This is a genomic window from Bradyrhizobium sp. 6(2017), assembly GCF_011058295.2.
In the GTDB taxonomy this organism is placed as follows: domain Bacteria; phylum Pseudomonadota; class Alphaproteobacteria; order Rhizobiales; family Xanthobacteraceae; genus Bradyrhizobium; species Bradyrhizobium septentrionale.
In genome coordinates, this window is the sequence record NZ_CP049289.2 from 5,407,561 (window position 1) to 5,428,395 (window position 20,835).

A 20,835-nucleotide genomic window follows, 5' to 3' on the forward strand; every position below is an offset into this window, starting at 1 on the left:
TTATGCCCCAACGAGTCCGACGATCGGTCCGGCAGTGGTGTTGTCGCCGAGGTCGTGGTTGACGATGTCGACGCGTTCCGTGCCGCGCCATGCGATCTGGTCCTGGGTGATAAACGTCTGATCGGAGCGCGCGACGGTGACGCCGCGACGTTCGCCGAGAGTGGCGGCCTGCGAGAGATCGCCGAAACAAAGCATTACTTGGCCGGTCAATGAGCCTGTGGACTGCGGCAGCGCCTGCGTAATCTGGACGGGCCAGCCCATGAAGTGAGGCACCATGCGACCGTTCAGTTCCTGCATGACAATGCCGCCAGCCGACGCGGCCAGACGGCAGAAGACCAGAGCAAAGCCCATGTTGGAGGCGAACCAACGAGCGTTAGCCAGCGCATAGCTCGGCGCGGTCCCGATCAGCTTGGCCAGGTCGGTTGTGTCGACCGTGGCGAACGTGCTGTGTGAGCCAGCGGTTACCTTGCCGGCATTGTGGCTGCCGTCGAGCAGCAGATTTGTGATGCCGCGGATGCCTGAATAGGCTGACGTGCCGTCGCCGTTGAACCCGCAATCATCCTCCTTAGAGGCGAACGCGTACGCAATCTCGGAGACGAACCATTCGCCCCAGTCAATTGCTCCGTCCTCATCGAGCTCGCTCGAGCTGCGCGACAGCGTCGCTAGCTTTTTAGGTGCCAACCCGACAGTGTCCCACGTCCCTCCGCTTTCCGTGATGGTGGTGGCCTCGGCCATAAAGTAAGCGGTGAGGCCACCGGTCCGGCGAGGGATGGACGAATAGTCCGAACTCAGCGGCACGACCTGCGCGGCAGCCCGATAGGCGCCGCGCAGTTCGCGTAGAGCAATGATGGTAGCCACGAGCTCGTTCGGCACCAGGAAGCCGCCAACAGAGTTTTGGCTCTCGCCGTGAGCCTTCTCGATAGGCAAGCCGCTCGCCTTGGCCCAGGCCGCCGCTTTCTGGTTCCCGTTGATGGCGAGAAACCATGCACCAGCGCGAAAGGCCGCTTCCTGCGTTTTGTGTGCGACGAGCCGGCCGCTACGGAGATGGCCCTGCGGCCCAAAGATGCGACGATCGGACACTAGGCAAGTTCCTTCTTTGTGATGACACCGGCTGCCACGCAGGCGTCCAGGTATCGACGCAGACCAGCGGCACTTGCCGAAGGCTGCGAGGTGATGCCGAACAGTTTTGCGGTATGGCCGTCGAGCGGATGAGCGACGGCGGCGCCGCACTCCATGAGAGTGGCGCGGAATTCCTCGATCTGGTCATTCAGGCGCATAAGCTTGATCAGCGTCAGGGCGCGCTCGCGGTGCTTCGCCTTGATCTCCGCGTCATGCGTCGCCAGGATCTCGCGGCCGAGATCGGCGCTGGCCAGCGCTGCGTCTTGCTCGGCTTGCTCGACGGCAAGCTTCAGCACCTCTTGGCGGCGGCGCTCCTGTTCGTAACGGATCGCCGGATGGTCTGCGGAGACCGCGGCGGGCTTGTATGAGGCGCCGTTGACGAGGGACCGCGCTTCCTGCTTCAGGCGATCGTGAGGCTCTGTAGTTGCCGGACGAATTCCCGATTTTTCCAGATCCACGATCCGTGCCGAAGTCTCCCGCAGCTCAGACCTGAGCGAGAGTAGCTTCGCATTGATCGCGGCAACGGCAGATTGAAGCGGCGTTTGTGTCGATGTCTTCATAATCATGATCGAAACCTAGAGCCGGACCATGCGCCGGTCACCGAAGTTGGCCACGCGAACGCGTTCACTTGGCCAAAAATCGTCATTTGCTGCACCAACGCCGGACGGAACGCGCGCTCGGAAGATTGCCGTTCGTGCGCTGGGCGATCTGGAAAAGTGCCTCGTCCCCGCCGGCTGGTGCCTGTCCTGTCGCTTGGAAATTCAGCAGATCAGCTGGCCAGCGCTCCGCCAGGTAAGGCTTTAGAGCTTTCAGGATCGCGCGTGCCTTTGCGCTGGCATTGGGTTTGGCAACGGCAATTTGCTGCGGACGGCGGATAGCGGAGAGGCTGCGCCTACGCATTTCTCGGCGCGCTTCAGATTGCCAACGCCCGTAAAGGCCGAGGCCGTGAAAGATTGGGGTGCCACTGGCCAGATGATCGTCCATCGCCCGCGCCAAGACCGCGAGCACGCCGCCGGCAGCGGCGCACGCGTCACGGATGGCCAGATAGCGGGCGACGGGTTCGGTCATGCAGAGCGAAGCCACATCGAGCAGGCCGAAACATCAATTTGGCTTTGTCGGAGATTTTGTGCAGCACCGGTCGACGGAGCAATACCGCCCGCGATGCAGATCCCCCTTACACTCCTCACACCGCTCACAGTCTCAGTCATCATCTGAGCACCAAGTGTTAGGGGTGTTAGCGGTGTTGGTGGGGGTGTAGCGGCCGTAGCCTTGCTTCTGGATCTCGCCGGCAGCCACCATCTGACCTAGAAGGAACCTGACGTTGCCGTCTTTCATGCCTGTTGCTGCCGCGATCTCCTTCGGTCCTAGGGGCGACGTCTTGGCCAAAGCGGAGAGAATTGCCCTCCGTTCGTCGGAGCGACGCACGTCAGCTGCTTCGCCTAGAACCGTCCAACTCCCAGCATTGAACAACACTGCCGTCTCGCGCTCCTCAACGTCGCGACCACGAACGTAGAGGGTCCGACCGTTCGCACCCTGGTCCAAAACAATAGTTGTGTCGGCGCAGGCTGCTAGGCCGTTGGATCCCGACAGCGCCTCGAGTGGGTCATCCATGGCGCCCTTCTTGGTGTGATGCAGACCGAGCACCGCTACACCGTGACGCGTGGACCACTCCTGAAGCGGAGCCCAAATGGAATAGTCGGACTCATAGGCGTTCTGGTTCTTATTGCCGGGAGGCTTGATCCGCTGAAGGACGTCGATAACGACCAACCTGGGATCCTTCACGGATAGCCGCCAACGATCCAGACGGTTGATGAAGCCGTCGTTGAGCAGCGGGGCTTCCGTAACCCATTCGAGCCGTGACATGTCCGGCAATGCGTGATCGTTCGGAAACAGAGCTCGAATACGAGACTGTATTCTGCGCGGTCCGTTCTCTAGGTCGATGTATAGGACGTCGCCTGCGATACAGTCGATTGAGCCCATCGCGGCGCCGCCCGTCGCGACCGCCACCGAGATATCGATAGCCCACCAGGTCTTGCCGAGTTTCATTCGACCGGCGAACGCCGTAAAACCGGCATATACGTAGCCAGCAACGATCGCCTTTAGCGGCGGAAAGGTCGCCGCCATCAGATCATTTGTATTGGTACGCTTGAAGCCGGCTCCAAACCGGTCTTGAACTACCGTCAGCGCGTCCAGTTCTTGGTTGCTCATGTTCTCGGGAAAGTCGGCGACGCGCATATTCACGCTGCACCTGCCAATGCACCGGCGATCGCGTCGGCCATGATCTTCTGAATGGCTTCGGTGCCGTACTCGAGATAGAGCCTGTTGTAGATCGCGGCCGTGTGTAAATGGTCCGCTGCCGCCGCGCGATCCAGGAAACCAAGCCGAACCAATTGCGCAACATGCTCCGCTTCAACGGTGAAGGCGTAAACCTCCGCATGCGCGATATTCAGACAGATCTCGGTCTGCAGGGTCGACCACTTCGCCGGATCCAGTGCACGCACCTGTTCGGTGATGTCGCTCTCTAAGTTTAGAGTCATTGCGCGCCCTCCCCGTAGATAAACGGGGCAAGCAGCGTCGCGGCAGCGCCGCTAATCGCGCATCGCCGCGTGAGAGCTGAAACTTGAAGTCGTCGGGTAATTTTGTTAGGTTGCGAATTGTCCGAAGCGCCAGCAAGGACCAATTCGCAAGCCCGGCCGTCACCAGCGGCCGGGTTTTGCATTTCCGGATTACGCAAGGTGCAGCACCTCGCGGACAATCCTGTAGCGCCGGAATTTCGTTGCCGGTCTCGGCTCCGGCGCCCTGCCCTCAGCAATCGCCGCGGCGAACGCGTAGCTTGGGAATGGTCCGGCTTCAGTGTTCCCGATTAGAACACTGAACAGCCCGTCGTCTCGTTGACGGATCTCGTGGTGACAGAGCGTCATGCCGCCACCCGATCCCGCGCGGCCACACGCTGGCGCTGCCACTCCGCGATCTCGCTGGCGAGCCACGCCACCGCCTTGCCGCCGTCATCGTTGAGCTTCACCGGCTTCGGAAACTTGGCTTCGCCCATCAGCATGTAGATGCTTGATCTGCCGAGGCCGGTGGCCTGCTTGACCGCTTCAAGCCTAAGGAAGGTGTCGACACCCATTTTCAAGGTCCTCGTTGGTTCGGTGAAATCCGAATGAACGAGAATGGAAATAGGACGCCGACTTAGCCCGAAAAAAGCTATGCTCTAATTTTCGGGCTAGCTTTTTTGGGCGTAACGATAAACGTGATGCCAGATTTATAATCGGGACCATCGTGGACAATCATCTGTCCAACCCCATCCATGCGCGACGTGTCGAAGAGAGGCCAATCATATCCAGCGGCGCCGTTCCTCTTGACCAAGATTGGAACGGGTACTCTTTCCGGCGCATCGATCAGCTCGTGCTCAAGTATGCTGCAGGTGTCCCTCATAACTATTGTAAGAAGCGGATCAGAAAGCGCTGAGGTCTTTGCGCTCTTGTACGTGTTCTCGATGGTCTTGGCGGTGATGTGCTTGCGGGTGCCCTTCGACTTCACGAGGGGGCCCGGCGTATATCGTTCAAGGATCTTGGCGAGCATCCTAGAAGCCTTCAGTACCGACCCCGCTCTATGCCGCCGCAGAAATTCGACATGGCCCCAAATAATTCCAGTGTTGAATACTAGATCTTTCGGACGCCCGGAGCTTTTCCTCCGACTGCCCGCGCCTCGCAAGCGGGCAATCAGAACATCGCGGCCGTATGCTTCTGCCAGTATGAGCAGCGTAGCCTCGTCTTGTTCGGAGAGTTGCCGCGTCATGAACGCGACCCGCAGTACGCCGCCCAATCCTTCATCAAGAGCGCTCGCTTTTCGAATAGATCAGTTCGCCGGTACGCATTCTCGACCTTGTCACCCACGGCATGCGCCAAAGCCATTTCCGAAACCTCGTTCGCGTATGCGGTTTGCTCGGAAGCCCAGTCCTTGAAGGTCGACCGAAAGCCGTGAACGGTGAGACCGGGGCGGATCGACTTGAGTGCCTTCAACATCTTTTCGTGAGGCAGCTTCTTCTTCGGATTTTCGCCAGAAAAGACGTACTTCGTATCGCGCGATAGTCCCGACACGATCTCGAGCATTCGGTCGGTCAGCGGAACGCGGTGATCGGCATCGGCCTTCATGCGCTCTGCTGATATTGTCCAGCACTTCTTGGTCGGATCGACCTCACCCGACTCCCACGTCAGGCCGAATGTGTTATCGGACCGCACTGCGGACAGGATCGTCCATTCCAGCGCACGGGCGGCCACTGTTCTGTCCTGGCGCAGCTCGGCCATGAACGCCGGTAGTTCAGCATAAGGCATCGCCGGCAAGTGTTTCACCTTCGCGACCTTGCCGGGATCTGGGAGCACGTTCTTGAGGTGCCCGCGCCATCGAGCCGGATTTTCGCCATCCCGGTAGCCATGGGTGGTCGCCCAGTTAAGGATTAGTTCGATCCGCATACGGAGCTTCGCGGCCGACTGCGTCTTGGTTCCCCAGATCGGCTTCAGCGCCTTCAGCACCAACGCCGTGTCGACCGCCGCCACCGGCAAGGCCCCGAAAACCGGTTCGACGTACCTCTTGAGACTGCCCTTCCAGAGCTTGGTGTGTTTCTCGCCCTTCCAGGCGGCCTTGTGGGCTTCGATATATTCGGTGGCGCACTGGGTGAAGGTCACCGCCTTTGCGTCCTGGACCCGTTTGGCGAGCCGCAGAGCGCGCTTGGCGTCGATGGGGTCTATTCCGGCCTTCAGGTTCTCCCGCGCCCTGTAGGCCCGTTCCCGAGCCTCCTTGGTGGTAATGAACCCGTCCCGCTTGCTGGTGCTAAGCGGGCCCAGGCCCATTTCCCGGGATGTCGGTTTGCCGGACCGGCTGGTGTGCCCGCGCATGTAGCGAAAGAGCCAAGCCTTGGTGACGCCGCCGTCCGTGCTGGGTGCGACCTGCAAATACAGCCCGCCGCCGTCGGCGTACCGCCCCGGCTTCTCGATGTTCTCAATGAATTTCGGGGAAAGTCGATTAAGCAGCCGCGCCAAAAGTCATCTCCGGCAACCCACGGGTCTACCCACAAATCAGTCCCGGATTCTGCTGGAATGGATCGGACGTGTCCAGACGACAGATTCAAGTTATGCCCAATCCACAAGGGGTTTCTCGGATGTCTTCGGAAGGTGTCGGATCACCCTAAAGCGGAGGCATCAGCCGTGCCTTCAATTCGACGAAGCTGCCGACATCGGGCGCGGTGCCCTTCTTCACCGAAAGCCTGACGCGCTCGAGCTTCGTCATGTCGCGCGGGCTCTCCATCGAGACCACGCGCAGCACGAAGCGATCGGTCTTCTCGCGGATATCGCGCGTCTCGACGAAGCCGGTCAGCGCCACCGAGAACATCGGCCGCGCCAGCACGCCATGGGCGATCCGCGCCGTCTTCCACGTCGCTGTCGCAAAGCCCGCCGCGACCGCAGCCAGCATCACGATGGCGGGAAACACGCTCCGCCGCCGCAGCAGCAGCGCCAGCAGGCAGAGCGCAATTGCGACGGCGGCCGCGACCGACAGCACCGGCTCGTGCTCGGCCGCGAAATAGAGCGCGATGCCGGTGCCGAACGCCACCGGCACCCACGGCAACAGCCGGCCGGCGCCCGCCTCCGCGCGCGCCCATTGCCGCAATGTCTCGACGAAGGGCCGCCAGATGCTGGCGCGCATCGGGACATAGCCGCCGGCCGGCGCAGCCGCACGCGGCGGCCACGTCCCCGCGTAGCCGCGTCTGCCGCCCGGCGTCGTGCCCTGCTCCGCCATTCCGCTTGCGATCCCTGCCGGGACGAGAAGCTACCGGATGCTGTGACCTCACCGCTAGCGGAACGGATGCAGAATACGGACCGGCAAGGCCGGATGCCTGGCTTCCGCGCCGGGCCACAGCTGCCGCCTGCGTCAAACCGATCGAGCCGAAAGTCTCATTAGGTACCGATCTCATTGGGATTAGACTGCCATGATGCCTCCACTCCCGGACAGACAGGGATGAGGCAGTGACGGCTCGCGGCACCTGAACGCCGCTGGAGCTCTTCTCAGGTGGCCCACAACTCCCCTGAGACCAGGCGTTGCGGACGAACTCGCAAATTTCGCCTGTAACGCCGTGCACCACGCGCACTCCGCGAGCGGATCAATCGCTGAAAAAACGCGAGGAGTAGCGTTTGCATTTAATAGGAGCAGCACATGGCAATTCAAGTACCGAGCGATTTTCGTCGCGTGATTGTCGCTGCGTCAGTGGGAAACATCATTGAATGGTACGACTTTTATATCTTTGGCAGCCTGGCCGCAGTTCTGTCGGTCAAGTTCTTTGAGCAATCCCACCCCGTCGCAGCCCTGCTGAGCACGATCGCGCTGTTCACTGCGGGATTCCTGATCCGTCCGCTGGGGGCCTTCCTGTTCGGATGGATGGGCGATCGGGTCGGCCGCAAATATACATTCCTGATTACGCTGACCGGAATGGGCCTGGGAACGGGAGCGATCGGACTGATCCCAACTTATGAGTCGATCGGCCTGACGGCCGCATTCCTTCTGTTCGGCTTGCGGATGATCCAGGGTCTATGCCTGGGCGGCGAATATGGCGGCGCCATCACCTATGTCGCCGAGCATGTTCCGGACGACAGCCGCGGCTACTACACGGGCTGGCTACAAACCTCGCCGACGCTCGGGATCGTGGTGTCGCTGGCCGTGATCGTTCTGACCCGGACCTGGGCCGGCAATCAGGCCTTTGACGAATGGGCGTGGCGCGTTCCGTTCCTGGTCTCGTTCCTGCTGGTGGCCATCGCCATCTACATCCGCCTCCAGCTCCAGGAGACGCCGATTTTCCAGGAGATCAAGGCACGCGGACAGATGACCAGGAATCCCTGGCGGGAAGCGTTCCTCGGCCCCAACATCAAGTACATCTTGATCGCCATCATCGTCCTGATCGGACAGGGCGTGGTCTGGTACAGCGGTCAATTCTGGGCACTGTACTTCCTGCAGCAGGTCTCCAAGGTCGATTCGATTACCTCGGCCTACATCGTCGGAACCGCGCTCCTGATCGCAACGCCGAGCCTGATCTTCTTTGGTTGGCTGTCGGATCACATCGGCCGCAAATCCGTGATCCTCGGAGGAATGCTGCTTGCCGCGATCACCTACTATCCGCTGTATCTTTGGCTCGGCATGGTCACGCAGCCGGGACACATCAACTATCCGGTCGCCGTCTTCATCATCTTCATCCTCGTCTGCTACGTCGGGATGGTGTACGGACCGGTCGGCGCGTTCCTGGCGGAGTTCTTCCCGGCCAGGATCAGGTACACCTCGGTCTCGGTGCCGTATCATATCGGCAATGGTTGGGGCGGCGGATTGGTGCCGTTCATCACATCAGCTGCCTTCGCAGCGACCGGCAGCATCGGCTACGCGCTGATCTACCCGATTGTGGTTCCCGCGGTGTGCTTCGTGATCGCCCTCTTCATCATGCCGGAGACACGCAAGACCAGAATTTGGGAACAGATCGAGGCGAGAGTCGCGTCGTGACGGAGCGACCTTGCTGAGGGGCGACTAGAGCATTTCCCGTTCCGATGGAATTGGAACGGGGCTCTAGAATCTTGTTTTGACGCGTTTTCATTACGCGAAACGGTATCCACTTCGCTCGAAAACGCTCTGCCCTGCAGCAAGAGCCATGGCCGCCTTCCAGCAAGTGCGGGACGATGGTTCTGAGTCGTCCCGTACTCGCCGTCTCCGGCGTGATTTTGCGGCAGAGCCTGCATCCGCGTTACGTCAACGCGGCCTGGAGGGGATCGTGCTCCACGCAATTCCAACCTCTCCGGCCGCCAGCGGTTTGCGGTCAGACCAACGTTTCAGTCGGCTTTCTCTCAGCCAACTCGGTGATGCCAGCGATCGTGCCACCAGGTGGCGAAATCACGATCCATCGTCAGCTCCCAGCAAGCGAGCACGATCACCACGATGCCGGCGAGCACGCTGCTCGTCGTGACCGATCCCTGTTCGTAGCTGAACGTCCAGGGTGCCAACACCAGAGCCAAGCCCATCAGCATCTCGCCCCATTCCTCCAGATAGGACGGAATGATGAATGCCTCCACGGCAAACAGCACGACGCCCAATCCGAGCACGATGGAAATCCAGAGAGCTGCCCCGGAGAAGCCCAGTGCAAACGGCGAGGCGACTAGCCAGACGCCCACCAACAGGCTGGCAGCATCCTGCCAGTGTTGAATGCGCATAATCCTCACCTCCTTCTTCCGAAGACATGGTGCGGCGGGGACAAAAAAGCATCTATCCGACCTGCGATGTGTTGCCGCTGCTGATCCGCGAGCCGACGACCATGCTGCCGTCCGTTCGCCCGGAAGCCGCTCGCCACAGCCTACGACCTTGGTCCCGCCTCGCGATGCAGCACGATCCAGGTAGCCTGCAAGTTGGGTGCAAGATCGCTGGATGAGCGGCAGCCGCGAGGCGCACGACGCCCGGCACCGCTCTGCGTACGTACTCTCCCTCACTACGAGGGCCCGCCGGCCCTCGACTTTGTGTCACGTTCCAGCGTGAAGCCTAGATCAATGGCGTCTGCGACGAGACGTGGTGGCAGGCGATCTTCCAGTCGCCGTCCTCGCGCGCGATCACCCAGGTGATCTTGACGGCGAGCGAAGGCGCATCGCCGTTGAGGAAGAAGGACGCGATAGCAGCCATGTTGACGAGACCGTCATTCACCTTTTCGGTTCTGACATCGCTGAACTGCACGCGCGGTGCGTCCCAGCGCGGCAGGCCGTTGAAATAGGCCTTCACGCCGTCGCGGCCGCGATAGAGTGTCGGGTTCGAGCCGAAGAAGAACGCGTGCTGCGAATAGAGCGCAGCAAGCGTCTCCGCATTGAGCTTGCTGAAACCCGCGGACCATCTTGCGATGATGGCGGAGGCGATATCGTCGGCTTCGTCAGGCATCGATCGCCTCCGTCTGTGATCCGCGCCGGACTGCGCTAACCCTTGCCACCGACTTCCTTGGCAAAGGTGTCGCGCAGGCCGATGGTGCGGTTGAACACCAGTCTGTCCGGCGTCGAATCTGCATCGCGCACGAAATAGCCCTGCCGCTCGAACTGCATCACGTCGGGTGAATTGCTCTCGGCAATCGCCGGCTCAACCCGCGCATCGGTCAGCACTTCCAGCGACTGCGGGTTGAGGTCGGCGGCGAAATTCGCCGCGTTCGGGCTCGGGTTGGCGAACAGCTGATTATAGATGCGGATCTCCGCCGGCTTCGACTGCGCCGCTGGAAGCCAGTGCATCGTCGCCTTCACCTTGCGGCCGTCGGGCGCGTTGCCGCCCCTGGTCGCGGGATCGTAGGTCGCGCGGAGCTCGACGATCTCGCCGGCGTCGTTCTTCACCACGCCGGTGCACTTGATGAAATAGGCATAGCGCAGCCGCACCTCGTTGCCGGGCGAGAGGCGGAAGAACTTCTTCGGCGGGTTCTCCATGAAGTCGTCGCGCTCGATATAGAGCTCGCGGCCGAAGGCGATCTTGCGGGTGCCGGCCTCCGGATTGTCCGGATGGTTGATCGCCTCGATCTCCTCGACCTGGCCTTCCGGATAGTTCTCGATCACGACCTTGAGCGGCCGCAGCACCGCCATGCGGCGCAGCGCGGTGCGGTTCAGCTCTTCGCGGATGCAGAACTCGAGCATGCCGACATCGACCACGCTGTTGGCCTTGGCGACGCCGATGCGCTTGATGAATTCGCGCACCGCAGCCGGCGGCACGCCGCGCCGCTTCAGGCCGGCAATAGTCGGCATGCGCGGATCGTCCCAACCCGAGACGTGGCCGTCGCGGACCAGCTGGGTCAGCACGCGCTTGGACAGCAGCGTGTAGGTCAAATTGAGCCGCGCCATTTCATACTGCCGCGGCTTCGACGGCACCGGCAGCTTGTCCAGCAGCCACTCATAAAGCGGCCGGTGATCCTCGAACTCCAGCGTGCAGATCGAATGGGTGATGCCCTCGATCGCGTCCGACTGGCCATGCGCGTAGTCATAGCTCGGATAGATCGACCATTTGTCGCCGGTGCGCGGATGGTGGGCGTGCAGGATGCGGTACAGCACAGGATCGCGCAGGTTGATGTTGCCGGCAGCCATGTCGATTTTTGCGCGGAGCACGCGGGCGCCGTTCGAGAACTCGCCAGCCTTCATGCGGCGGAACAGGTCGAGGTTCTCCTCGACCGAACGGTCGCGGAACGGCGAATCCTTGCCGGGCTCGGTCAGCGTGCCGCGGGACAGCCGGATCTCCTCCTGCGACTGATCGTCGACATAGGCGTGGCCGGCCTTGATCAGGCCCTCGGCCCAATCGTACAGGCGCTCGAAATAATCAGACGCAAAGAAGAGGTTGGTCCCCCAATCGTAGCCGAGCCAATGGACGTCGGCCTGGATGGAGTCGATGTACTCCTGCTCCTCCTTGGTCGGATTGGTGTCGTCGAAGCGCAAATTGCACTGGCCGCCGAACTCCTGGGCGATGCCGAAATTCAGGGCGATCGACTTGGCGTGGCCGATATGCAGGTAGCCGTTCGGCTCCGGCGGGAAACGGGTCACGATCCGGTTGTGCTTGTGGGAGGAGAGATCGGCCTGGACGATGTCGCGGATGAAGTCGCGCCCTGCCTCTGCCGTCGCCGTATCAGTCGTCATCAAAGGGTTCCCTGGAGGAGTCAGCTCAACCTTCTGCCAAATTCGCGCGGTCGGGCCAAGCCTAGTTTGGAGCCTGGTTTGGCGGGCAAAACGTCAACCAAAGCTTTAGTTATGTCCGGTTCCTGCTATACACCACCGCCGTTCCCGCATACGTCTCGCTTGATCATGACCAATTCCGTCGTTACCCGCTTCGCCCCCTCACCGACCGGCTTCCTCCATATCGGAGGCGCCCGCACCGCGCTGTTCAACTGGCTCTACGCCAGGAAGCTCGGCGGCAAGATGCTGCTCCGGATCGAGGACACCGACCGCGAACGCTCCACCAAGGAGGCGATCGACGCCATCCTGGACGGCCTGAAGTGGCTGGAGCTCGATTGGGACGGCGACGTCATCTACCAGTTCAGCCGCGCTGCCCGCCATCGCGAGGTCGCCGAAAGCCTGCTCGCCGCCGGGCGCGCCTATTACTGCTATGCCTCGCCGGAAGAGCTCACCGCGATGCGCGAGAAGGCCCGCGCCGAGGGCCGCACCCGCCTCTATGACGGCATGTGGCGCGACCGCGATCCGGCGACGGCCCCGGCAGGCATCAAGCCGACCATCCGCCTCAAGGCGCCGCAGACCGGCGAGACCGTGATCGAGGATCAGGTCCAGGGCCGTGTGGTCTGGCAGAATGAGAACCTCGACGACCTCGTGCTGCTGCGCGGCGACGGCACCCCGACCTACATGCTCGCGGTCGTGGTCGACGACCACGACATGGGCGTCACCCACATCATCCGCGGCGACGACCACCTCATCAACGCCGCCCGTCAGAAGCAGATCTACGACGCGCTGGAGTGGGAGCTGCCGAGCATGTCCCACATCCCGCTGATCCACGGCCCCGACGGCTCGAAACTGTCGAAGCGCCATGGCGCGCTCGGCGTCGATGCCTATCGCGCGCTGGGCTATCTGCCGGCCGCCTTGCGCAACTACCTCGTGCGGCTCGGCTGGAGCCATGGCGATCAGGAGATCTTCTCGACCCAGGAGATGATCGACGCGTTCGATCTCTCGGGCATCGGCCGCTCGGCGGCGCGGTTCGATTTCGCCAAGCTGGAAAACCTCAACGGCCACTATATCCGCCAGAGCGACGATCAATCCCTCGTGACCCAGTTCGAGAGCGTGCTGGATTATGTTCCTGACGGCGCCGCGCTGAAGGCCAAGCTCAACGCCACCACCCGCGCGCAATTGCTGCGGGCGATGCCGAGCCTGAAGGAGCGCGCCAAGACGCTGATCGAGCTGATCTCCGGCGCCTACTTCATCTTCGCTGATCGTCCGCTCGAGCTCGATCCGAAGGCGGCGGCGCTGCTGACGCCGGAAACGCGCGCGCTGATCGGCCGGCTGCGCACCGCGCTGGAAGTCGTGAACGACTGGACGGCGGAAACCACCGAGACCGCCATGCGGAATTTCGCCGAGCAGAACAACCTGAAACTCGGCGCCGTCGCCCAGCCGCTGCGGGTGGCGCTGACGGGACGGACGACATCGCCTGGTATATTCGACGTGCTGGCCGTGTTGGGACGCCAGGAGTGCCTTGCCCGTCTCGCCGATCAGGCGACGTGATCCTGCATGGACCCCCTCCAGGGTCCATCTTGCAGCGCACATTGCAATGAGCTACCCATCCCCGGACGCTTTCTTCACAAGCCGTTCCGCCCCGCCACGGGCCGCAAATTAGCGACTGGGCAAGGTCGGTTTTCGCAACGAATTCATCGGGGATATCGCGATGGACGCAAAATCCAGCAAGACAGCCACACTCACCATCGGCAACAAGAATTACGATTTCCCGATCCTGAGCGGCACGGTTGGGCCTGATGTCATCGACATCGGCAAGCTCTACGGCCAGGCCGGGGTGTTCACCTACGACCCCGGCTTCACCTCGACCGGCAGCTGCCAGTCGAAGATCACCTACATCGACGGCGACGCCGGTATCCTCGAATACCGCGGCTATCCGATCGAGCAGCTCGCCGAACACGGCGACTTCCTCGAAACCTGCTATTTGCTGCTCTACGGGGAGCTTCCGACCCCGGCGCAGAAGAAGGATTTCGACCATCGCGTGATCCATCACACGATGGTGCATGAGCAGATGGCCCGCTTTTTCCAGGGCTTCCGCCGCGACGCCCATCCGATGGCGATCATGGTTGCTGCCGTCGGCGCACTCGCCGCGTTCTACCACGACTCCACCGACATCAACGATCCGCGGCAGCGCATGATCGCCTCGATGCGGATGATCGCGAAGGTGCCGACGCTGGCGGCGATGGCCTACAAGTACACCATCGGCCAGCCCTTCATGTATCCGAAGAACTCGCTGTCCTTCGCCGAGAACTTCCTGCAGATGTGCTTCGGCGTGCCTTGCGAGGAATACAAGATCAACCCGGTGCTCGCCGACGCGCTCGACAAGATCTTCATCCTGCATGCCGATCACGAGCAGAACGCCTCGACCTCGACGGTGCGTATCGCCGGCTCTTCCGGCGCCAACCCGTTTGCCTGCATCGCGGCCGGCATCGCCTGCCTGTGGGGCCCGGCCCATGGCGGCGCCAACGAAGCGGCGCTCGCCATGCTGTCCTCGATCGGATCGGTCGACAAGATTCCCGAGTTCATCGCCAAGGTGAAGGACAAGAACAGCGAAGTCCGCCTGATGGGCTTCGGTCACCGCGTCTACAAGAACTATGATCCGCGCGCCAAGATCATGCAGAAGATGTGTCACGCTGTGCTGGCCGAGACCGGCCATGGCGACGACCCGATGCTGAAGGTCGCGCTCGAGCTCGAGAAGATCGCGCTCAGCGATCCCTATTTCATCGACCGCAAGCTCTACCCGAACGTCGACTTCTATTCGGGCATCACGCTGAAGGCGATGGGCTTCCCGACCTCGATGTTCACCGTGCTGTTCGCGGTCGCCCGCACCGTCGGCTGGATCAGCCAGTGGAGCGAGATGATCGAGGATCCGCAGCAGAAGATCGGCCGTCCGCGCCAGCTCTACACCGGCGTGGCGCGCCGCGACTATGTGACGATCGACAAGCGCAAGTAAGCTTCATTCTCAAGAGAATACGGAACGGCGCCATCATTCCCGATGGCGCCGTTTTCGTTTGCCCCGCGCAACTTCGGTCGCCAGCGCATCGAGGCGCGGCAGCCAGAAGGCCCTGAACCGGTCGAGCCAGTCATCGACCTCGCGCAGCCGCGCCGGCTCCACGGCATAGATGCGGCGCGTGCCATCGGCCCGCACCGTCGCGAAACCGGCGTCGCGCAGTATCCGCAGCTGCTGCGAGACCGCCGATTGGGTGATGCCGAATTCGCGTTGCACGACGGCAACGACGTCGCCCGAACTGTGCTCGCCGGTCGCAAGCAGCTCCAGGATTCGCCGGCGAACGGGATCGCCGAGGATGTCGAAGGCGTGCACGGCCGCTAGCCTCCGCCGCCCGACTCGGGCTCGCCGCAATAGAACGCCGTCGTGTTGGCCGCCGCCCTGCGCGCAGCGGTTTCTGCCGTGCCCGCCTTGATCGAGGCCATGCACCAGTCCGCGCTGCTGCGGCGAATGAAATCCTTGCCGTCGTCAGAACCGGGCCAGGCCGCCGCGCCGGCGCGATCGAATTCCCCGCTGGGGCCTGCGGCCACATAGAGGGCGAGCCCGATCAAAGCGAGGTCCCAGCCAACGCCGACCGCACCCGGTCCGTAACGATCCCAGAAGTCACCCTCGATGACCGAGAGATGCTCCAGTTCGAGCCGCGTGCCGCCGGCGCCATCGTCGGACAAGCTCACCGTGACCCAGCTGACGGCGCCCATCGCCTCCCAGGTCACGGCGAGCCGGCGCGGCGGCTCGCATGTCGTGATCTCGCCGCCCGCTTGCCCCTGGAACTGATAGCGGCCACCGAGCCTCAGATCACCGGAGATCGGCAGGAACCAGCGCGGAATGCGCTCAGGATTGGTCAGCGCGTCCCAGAGATCCGCAATGTCGGTGTCGTAGCTGCGGGTCGCGATGACAGCCCGCGCCGGTTTGCCGTCGCGTTCCCGGACGGCGACTTCGCGAACGACGGCTCCGACATAGGCGACCGGATCGATCTTCATGGGCGGCTCCCTGGTTGCATAATATTAGCTTTAGCTAATATTAGTCCACCCTAATTTTACAATGCAAGCGGAACCGCCGTGGCGGGATGCCGCCGCAGGCAAGCTCGTTGTCGGTGATTAGCCCGGCCGCCCGTTCATCGTCGCCAGCACGATGTCTGCCGCACGGACGCTCGGCGGCTGGTCGCCGGTCGACATCTTCGCATCCATCGTCGCGAACGCCACGAGCTGACGCAGACGCTCGGGCGTGTCCGCGAGCACCTCGCCCAGCGCCTCCGCGAGCTTCTCCGGCGTGCAGTCCTCCTGCAGGAATTCCGGGATGATCTCGCTGCCGATCACGAGATTGGCGAGGATCACCGACGACACCCGGATCGCACGGCGCAGGATGAACGCTTCGGCGGCGCCGACGCGATAGGCCGTCACCATCGGAATGCCCGACAGCGCGAGCTCGAGCGTCACGGTGCCCGACTTGGCGAGCGCGGCGCGCGCCACGCGGAATGCGGCGCGCTTCTCGGTCTCGCCGACCGCGAGCCGCGGCACGACCGGCCACGACGCGATGCCTTCGCGCACCATTGCCTCGAGATGCGGCATCGTGGGGAGCACGAGCTCGAACGATCTTTGTTTGCCGAGCTGACCGAGCGCCGCGCCGAACAGCGCCAGATGATGCCTGATCTCGCTGCGGCGGCTGCCCGGCAGCACCAGCAGGACCGGCGGCTCGGCGTCGCGCCGCTTCTGCTCCTCCGCGTTCGGCCGCAGCGAGGCGAATTGCTCGGTCAGGGGATGGCCGACATAGCTGCACGGTGGTCCCTGAAGCTTGCGATATTCCTCAGGCTCGAACGGCAGCAGCGCGAGCACGTGATCGACATAGCTTCGCATCGCGCGCGCCCTGCCCGGCCGCCACGCCCACACCGACGGCGAGACGTAGTCGACGATCGGGATATCAGGATTGCGCGCGCGGACACGGCGGGCGACGCGGTGGGTGAAGTCCGGGCTGTCGATGATGACGAGCATGTCGGGCGCATCAGCGAGCACCGCATCGGCGGCGCGGCGGATCAATCGCAAAATCTTCGGCAATTGCTTCACCACGGCGGCAAAGCCCATGATCGAGAGCTCTTCGATCGGGAACAGCGACGTGATGCCCTCGCTTGTCATCGCCCGGCCGCCGACGCCGGAGAATTTCACGGCATCGCCGAGGCGCTGGCGCAGCACCTTCATCAGCGCCGCGCCGAGCCGATCGCCGGATTCCTCGGTCGCGATGAGGAAGACCTTGCGGGGCGTGCTGGGAGGGCGCGCCTGCATCAGCCCGCCAGTCCGATGACAAAGAGCCCCCTGGCGTCGGCGGCCTCGATCAGGGCCTGCGGTTCGGCGGCCAGCGTGTTGCCGGCGATCACGGCGATGCCGGCGATGCCGGCCGCGGCCGCGCCCTCAACCGTCCGCGGACCGATGGTCGGCAGATCGAAGCGCAGGTCCTGGCTGCTCTTCGGCGCCTTCACCAGCACGCCGCGGCCGGCCTTGGCGCGAATCCGGCCCTCGGCGCGCAGCCGCCCCACCCGCGCCAAGAGCCCGTCGGTGCCTTCGATATCCTCGACCGCAACCACGTGCCCGTCGATCACCACCGCCGCCTGGCCGATGTCGAACGGGCCGAGTGCGTCGAGCACGCCGCGGCCGCGCGCGATGTCGGCAAGCGCAGCGCTGTCCGGCGTCGTGCGCGTCACGGCGCCCTCGGGCATCAGGAGATCGGGTGCGACATCCTTGATTCCGACCATGCGGAATCCCTGCTGCTCGAGAATGCGGCCGACACTCGACAGCAAATGATCGTCGCCGCCGCGAAACGCGCGCACGACATGGCCGAGCAGGCGCAGCGTGCCCCAGTCGAGCCGGATCTCCGACAGCGCGGGACGCACCAGGGTGCCGATGAAGATCAGGTCGCGGCAGCCTTCATCGCGGAATAGCCGGGTCGCCCGCCCGAGCTGGCCGACCGAGATCCAGCGATGACGAAAGCGCTGCGCGCGCGCGGGATCGCAAGCGCCGCGCAACGCGAAGAGCACCGGCGTTATGCCGCGCGCGGTAAGCGAATCCGCAACCGCGAACGGCATGGCGCCGCCGCCGGCGATGACGCCGACCGGCGAGGAAAGCGAGGGAGCCGCTGACGTCATGCTGGCGGCCATCCGATGCTCAATCAGTGTCGGCTGGAAGGCAGAGCGGCCGGAGCTTGCCGCCCTCGATGAAGGCGAGGATTTCAGCGATCGCGGGATCCTCTGCCGCCAGCGGCTGCACCGAGGCCAGCCGCTCGGCAAAGATGCCGGGGCCGTGGAACAGCTTTTGATAGAACGCGCGCACCGCCGCCAGCCGCGACTTGGTGAACTGGCGGCGCCGCATGCCGATGATGTTGAGGCCTTCGAGCACCGCGTATTGGCCGTTGGCGAGCCCGAACGGGATGATGTCGCCGCGCACGCCGCAGACGCCACCGATCATCACCTGCGAACCGACGCGGGTGAACTGGTGCACCGCCGACAGGCCGCCGATATAGACGAAGTCGCCGATCTCGCAGTGGCCACCGAGCGTCGCCGACGTCGCGAAGATCACGCCATTGCCGACTATGCAATCATGGCCGACATGGCTGTTGTTCATGAAGAAGCCGCGATCGCCGACGCGGGTGAGCCCGCCGCCCTTGATCGTGCCGACATTCATCGTCACGCCCTCGCGGATCGTGCAGGCTTCGCCGACTTCGAGACGGGTCGGCTCGCCGCGATAGCTGAGATCCTGCGGCGGTCCGCCGAGCGCGGCAAACGGCGAGATGACGCAGCCGGCGCCGATCCTGGTATGCCCGCTGATCGTGACATGCGCGATCAGCTTGCAGTTCTCGCCGAGCACGACATTGGGGCCGATGATGCAGTACGGACCGATCTCGGTGCCGGCCCCGATCACAGCGCCATCCGCAATTCGCGCAGTGGGGTCGATCATGCTCATGCAGTTCAGGTCCGGAATTCGTTAATGGCGCCAAAGCGCTATGCTGTCAGTTGGGCGGTCGTTAGCGCGACTTTGCCTGCCCTGTCCAGTGACGTATGATGACGACCTGTTGCAAACGAGAAGGTCGCAACCGATTCATGGTCCGGGCCGCCGCGCTGATCCTCAGCCTGCTCTCTGCGCCGATCGGCCCGGAGACGGTCGATCTCGGCAACAGCACGACCGTCGACCTCTCGAGCTTCGAATGCCGCGACATCAATCGCAGCACGATCGTCCAGCGGGTCTGTTACAGCGCAGGCGAGCGCGCGCTGCTGGTCGCGGTCAGGGGCAGCTACCAGCACTATTGCGGCGTGCCCACTGAGACCTTCGACGCACTGATGAACGCGCCGTCGATGGGCGTCTTCCTCAATCGCGTGTTGCGGATCGCAGGTGCAGACGGCCGATATGTCTGCCGAACGTCCTGACGTGATTGTTAGTCCGTCAGCATCGCACCGACATCGGCTTCGGCGACGACCTGGCCGTTGACCTTGGCATCGCCGTGAAACCACCACATCGTCTTGCGCCGGCCGAGCGAGCGCATGTGGTACTCGATGGTGTCGCCGGGCATCACCGGCTTGCGGAATTTGCACTTGTCGATGGTGAGGAAATACACCGCGCGCGGCTTCTCGGTGCCTTCGACGGATTTGATGCCGATCACGCCGGCGGTCTGGGCCATCGCCTCGATCATCATCACGCCGGGATAAACCGGGCGGTCCGGGAAATGCCCCTGAAACGGCGGCTCGTTGAAGGTGACGTTCTTGATGCCGATGCCGCTGTAGTCGGTGCGGATCTTGACGACCCGATCGATCAACAACATCGGAAAGCGGTGCGGGAGCGTCTTGAGGATATCGTTGATATCCACCAGCTCGAATTTGACCGGTGCCTCCTCCATCACTCCTTCCCCTCGCCCTTCGTTTCGTTGTCGCGCGCCAGCCGCTCCACCGCGATGATTTCCCTGAACCACTGCTTGGTCGGCTTGGCAAAATGCCCGCCCCAGCGGCCGTTGGGTGGGATGTCGTCCTTGACCGCGCTCATCGCCGTCACCTGGGCACCGTCGCCGATCTTGAGGTGGTTATTGATTCCCACCTTGGCGCCGAGCGCGACGTTGTCGCCGATCGTCAGGCTGCCTGCGAGCCCGATCTGGGCCGCGAGCAGGCAATGCCGGCCGATGGTCACATTGTGGCCGATCTGGACCTGATTGTCGATTTTGGTGCCCTCGCCGATCACCGTGTCGCGCAGGGAACCACGGTCGATGGTCGAGGCGGCGCCGACCTCGACATTGTTCTGGATCACGACGCGGCCGGTCTGCGGCACTTTCACATGGCCCGCCGGCCCGAAGAAGATGAAGCCATAGCCGTCCTGGCCGATATTGCAGCCGGTATGGATCAGGACGTTGTTGCCGATCAGCGCGAACTGAATGGTGGTCTTGGCGCCGACATTGCAGTCCCGGCCGATCTTGACGTCGGCCCCGATCACCGCGCCGGCGCCGATGATGGTGCCCGCGCCGATCTCGACCCGCGGGCCGATCACGACCAAGGGATCGACGATGACGCCGTCCTCAAGACGCGCGGTGGGGTCGATGATCGCCGACGGTGCGATGCCCTCGGTATCGAACCAGGATCGCGGCCGCAGCGCATCGGCGTGCCATTCGCGGGCGAGTTCGACGAAGACCTGGAACGGCTTGTTGGCCCGCAGCACGGCCGTGCCCTTGGGAACCTGCGCCTCGAAGCGCGGGCTGACCAGGCACGCGCCGGCCTTGGTCGCCGCAAGCTGGTCGGCATATTTGAGATTGTCGAAGAAGGCGAGATGCATCGGACCGGCCTCGTCGAGCGAGGCCAGCCCTCTGATCTTGTGCGCGCCCCTCGCGGGGTCGACCAGATGCGCCTTCGTCAGCGCGGCGATCTCAGCCAGCGTTGACGAAGGGGGACTCTTGAAGAAGATCGGCTGCGCCATTCCATCCGTCGCA

The 20,835-nt window shown here is 63.1% G+C and carries 22 protein-coding genes and 1 pseudogene; 4 read left to right on the forward strand and 19 right to left on the reverse strand.

Translation table 11 applies throughout. The features are described from left to right. The 9 genes and pseudogenes from G6P99_RS25345 to G6P99_RS25385 all read right to left on the reverse strand — a co-directional run. Positions 1-1,080, reverse strand: a complete 1,080-nt coding sequence (locus G6P99_RS25345) for a phage major capsid protein (protein WP_165123779.1) — start codon at positions 1,078-1,080, stop codon at positions 1-3. Next, positions 1,080-1,679, reverse strand: a complete 600-nt coding sequence (locus G6P99_RS25350) for a hypothetical protein (RefSeq protein WP_334261655.1) — start codon at positions 1,677-1,679, stop codon at positions 1,080-1,082. The genes G6P99_RS25345 and G6P99_RS25350 overlap by 1 nt, the downstream gene beginning before the upstream one ends. Before the next feature lie 82 nt (positions 1,680-1,761). Continuing rightward, a complete protein-coding gene (locus G6P99_RS25355; RefSeq protein ID WP_165123790.1) occupies positions 1,762-2,187 on the reverse strand; it encodes a hypothetical protein in 426 nt (141 codons plus the stop codon). Between the two features lie 132 nt (positions 2,188-2,319). Further along, positions 2,320-3,354, reverse strand: coding sequence for an AAA family ATPase (locus G6P99_RS25360; protein ID WP_165123793.1), 1,035 nt, complete (start codon positions 3,352-3,354; stop codon positions 2,320-2,322). A gap of 2 nt (positions 3,355-3,356) precedes the next feature. Continuing rightward, positions 3,357-3,656 (reverse strand): hypothetical protein, encoded by a 300-nt coding sequence (locus G6P99_RS25365; protein WP_165123796.1) that lies wholly within the window; start codon positions 3,654-3,656, stop codon positions 3,357-3,359. A gap of 380 nt (positions 3,657-4,036) precedes the next feature. After that, positions 4,037-4,246 carry an AlpA family phage regulatory protein gene (locus G6P99_RS25370; RefSeq protein ID WP_165123799.1) on the reverse strand — a complete coding sequence of 70 codons (210 nt, stop codon included), beginning with the start codon at positions 4,244-4,246 and terminating at the stop codon, positions 4,037-4,039. 77 nt (positions 4,247-4,323) lie between these two features. Then, positions 4,324-4,701: a hypothetical protein gene (locus G6P99_RS25375; RefSeq protein WP_165123802.1), complete on the reverse strand. Its 378-nt coding sequence runs from the start codon at positions 4,699-4,701 to the stop codon at positions 4,324-4,326. Positions 4,702-4,913: 212 nt separating this feature from the next. Then, positions 4,914-6,158, reverse strand: coding sequence for a tyrosine-type recombinase/integrase (locus G6P99_RS25380; RefSeq protein WP_165123805.1), 1,245 nt, complete (start codon positions 6,156-6,158; stop codon positions 4,914-4,916). Positions 6,159-6,306: 148 nt separating this feature from the next. After that, positions 6,307-6,912: pseudogene (locus G6P99_RS25385) on the reverse strand (DUF4131 domain-containing protein); the annotation flags it as partial. Between the two features lie 414 nt (positions 6,913-7,326). On the opposite strand from G6P99_RS25385, the gene G6P99_RS25390 reads away from it, so the two are divergent. Then, positions 7,327-8,655: an MFS transporter gene (locus tag G6P99_RS25390; RefSeq protein ID WP_029080818.1), complete on the forward strand. Its 1,329-nt coding sequence runs from the start codon at positions 7,327-7,329 to the stop codon at positions 8,653-8,655. 338 nt (positions 8,656-8,993) lie between these two features. On the opposite strand, the gene G6P99_RS25395 is transcribed toward G6P99_RS25390, so the two are convergent. The 3 genes from G6P99_RS25395 to G6P99_RS25405 form a co-directional block, all read right to left on the reverse strand. Then, on the reverse strand, positions 8,994-9,356 hold the full coding sequence (locus G6P99_RS25395) for an SPW repeat protein (RefSeq protein ID WP_029080817.1): 363 nt from the start codon (positions 9,354-9,356) through the stop codon (positions 8,994-8,996). A gap of 322 nt (positions 9,357-9,678) precedes the next feature. Beyond that, on the reverse strand, positions 9,679-10,065 hold the full coding sequence (locus G6P99_RS25400; protein WP_029080816.1) for a YybH family protein: 387 nt from the start codon (positions 10,063-10,065) through the stop codon (positions 9,679-9,681). A 35-nt stretch (positions 10,066-10,100) separates the two neighbouring features. Further along, positions 10,101-11,783: a glutamine--tRNA ligase/YqeY domain fusion protein gene (locus tag G6P99_RS25405; protein ID WP_165123808.1), complete on the reverse strand. Its 1,683-nt coding sequence runs from the start codon at positions 11,781-11,783 to the stop codon at positions 10,101-10,103. Between the two features lie 165 nt (positions 11,784-11,948). On the opposite strand from G6P99_RS25405, the gene gltX reads away from it, so the two are divergent. Both gltX and gltA read left to right on the forward strand, forming a co-directional pair. Continuing rightward, on the forward strand, positions 11,949-13,370 hold the full coding sequence (gene gltX, locus G6P99_RS25410) for a glutamate--tRNA ligase (protein ID WP_029080814.1): 1,422 nt from the start codon (positions 11,949-11,951) through the stop codon (positions 13,368-13,370). A gap of 160 nt (positions 13,371-13,530) precedes the next feature. Beyond that, on the forward strand, positions 13,531-14,832 hold the full coding sequence (gltA, locus tag G6P99_RS25415; protein ID WP_029080813.1) for a citrate synthase: 1,302 nt from the start codon (positions 13,531-13,533) through the stop codon (positions 14,830-14,832). Positions 14,833-14,865: 33 nt separating this feature from the next. Here gltA and G6P99_RS25420 read toward each other — a convergent pair whose 3' ends face one another. The 5 genes from G6P99_RS25420 to lpxA form a co-directional block, all read right to left on the reverse strand. Further along, positions 14,866-15,201 carry an ArsR/SmtB family transcription factor gene (locus tag G6P99_RS25420; RefSeq protein WP_029080812.1) on the reverse strand — a complete coding sequence of 112 codons (336 nt, stop codon included), beginning with the start codon at positions 15,199-15,201 and terminating at the stop codon, positions 14,866-14,868. Positions 15,202-15,206: 5 nt separating this feature from the next. Continuing rightward, on the reverse strand, positions 15,207-15,866 hold the full coding sequence (locus G6P99_RS25425) for an SRPBCC family protein (RefSeq protein ID WP_029080811.1): 660 nt from the start codon (positions 15,864-15,866) through the stop codon (positions 15,207-15,209). Between the two features lie 117 nt (positions 15,867-15,983). Next, positions 15,984-17,162, reverse strand: coding sequence for a lipid-A-disaccharide synthase (gene lpxB / locus G6P99_RS25430; protein WP_029080810.1), 1,179 nt, complete (start codon positions 17,160-17,162; stop codon positions 15,984-15,986). Then, on the reverse strand, positions 17,162-18,019 hold the full coding sequence (locus G6P99_RS25435; RefSeq protein WP_035976786.1) for an LpxI family protein: 858 nt from the start codon (positions 18,017-18,019) through the stop codon (positions 17,162-17,164). The genes lpxB and G6P99_RS25435 overlap by 1 nt, the downstream gene beginning before the upstream one ends. A 19-nt stretch (positions 18,020-18,038) precedes the next feature. After that, positions 18,039-18,833 carry an acyl-ACP--UDP-N-acetylglucosamine O-acyltransferase gene (gene lpxA, locus G6P99_RS25440; RefSeq protein WP_029080808.1) on the reverse strand — a complete coding sequence of 265 codons (795 nt, stop codon included), beginning with the start codon at positions 18,831-18,833 and terminating at the stop codon, positions 18,039-18,041. Between the two features lie 137 nt (positions 18,834-18,970). Here lpxA and G6P99_RS25445 point away from each other — a divergent pair, with 137 nt between their 5' ends. Then, positions 18,971-19,294 (forward strand): KTSC domain-containing protein, encoded by a 324-nt coding sequence (locus tag G6P99_RS25445; RefSeq protein ID WP_029080807.1) that lies wholly within the window; start codon positions 18,971-18,973, stop codon positions 19,292-19,294. Between the two features lie 8 nt (positions 19,295-19,302). Here G6P99_RS25445 and fabZ read toward each other — a convergent pair whose 3' ends face one another. Together fabZ and lpxD are read right to left on the reverse strand one after the other, a co-directional pair. Further along, positions 19,303-19,761, reverse strand: coding sequence for a 3-hydroxyacyl-ACP dehydratase FabZ (gene fabZ, locus G6P99_RS25450; protein ID WP_029080806.1), 459 nt, complete (start codon positions 19,759-19,761; stop codon positions 19,303-19,305). Beyond that, the gene (gene lpxD / locus G6P99_RS25455) at positions 19,761-20,822 is read right to left on the reverse strand and encodes a UDP-3-O-(3-hydroxymyristoyl)glucosamine N-acyltransferase (protein WP_029080805.1); all 1,062 of its coding nucleotides are present in this window, start codon (positions 20,820-20,822) and stop codon (positions 19,761-19,763) included. Before lpxD ends, fabZ begins: the two co-directional genes overlap by 1 nt. Between the last annotated feature and the right edge of the window lie 13 nt (positions 20,823-20,835).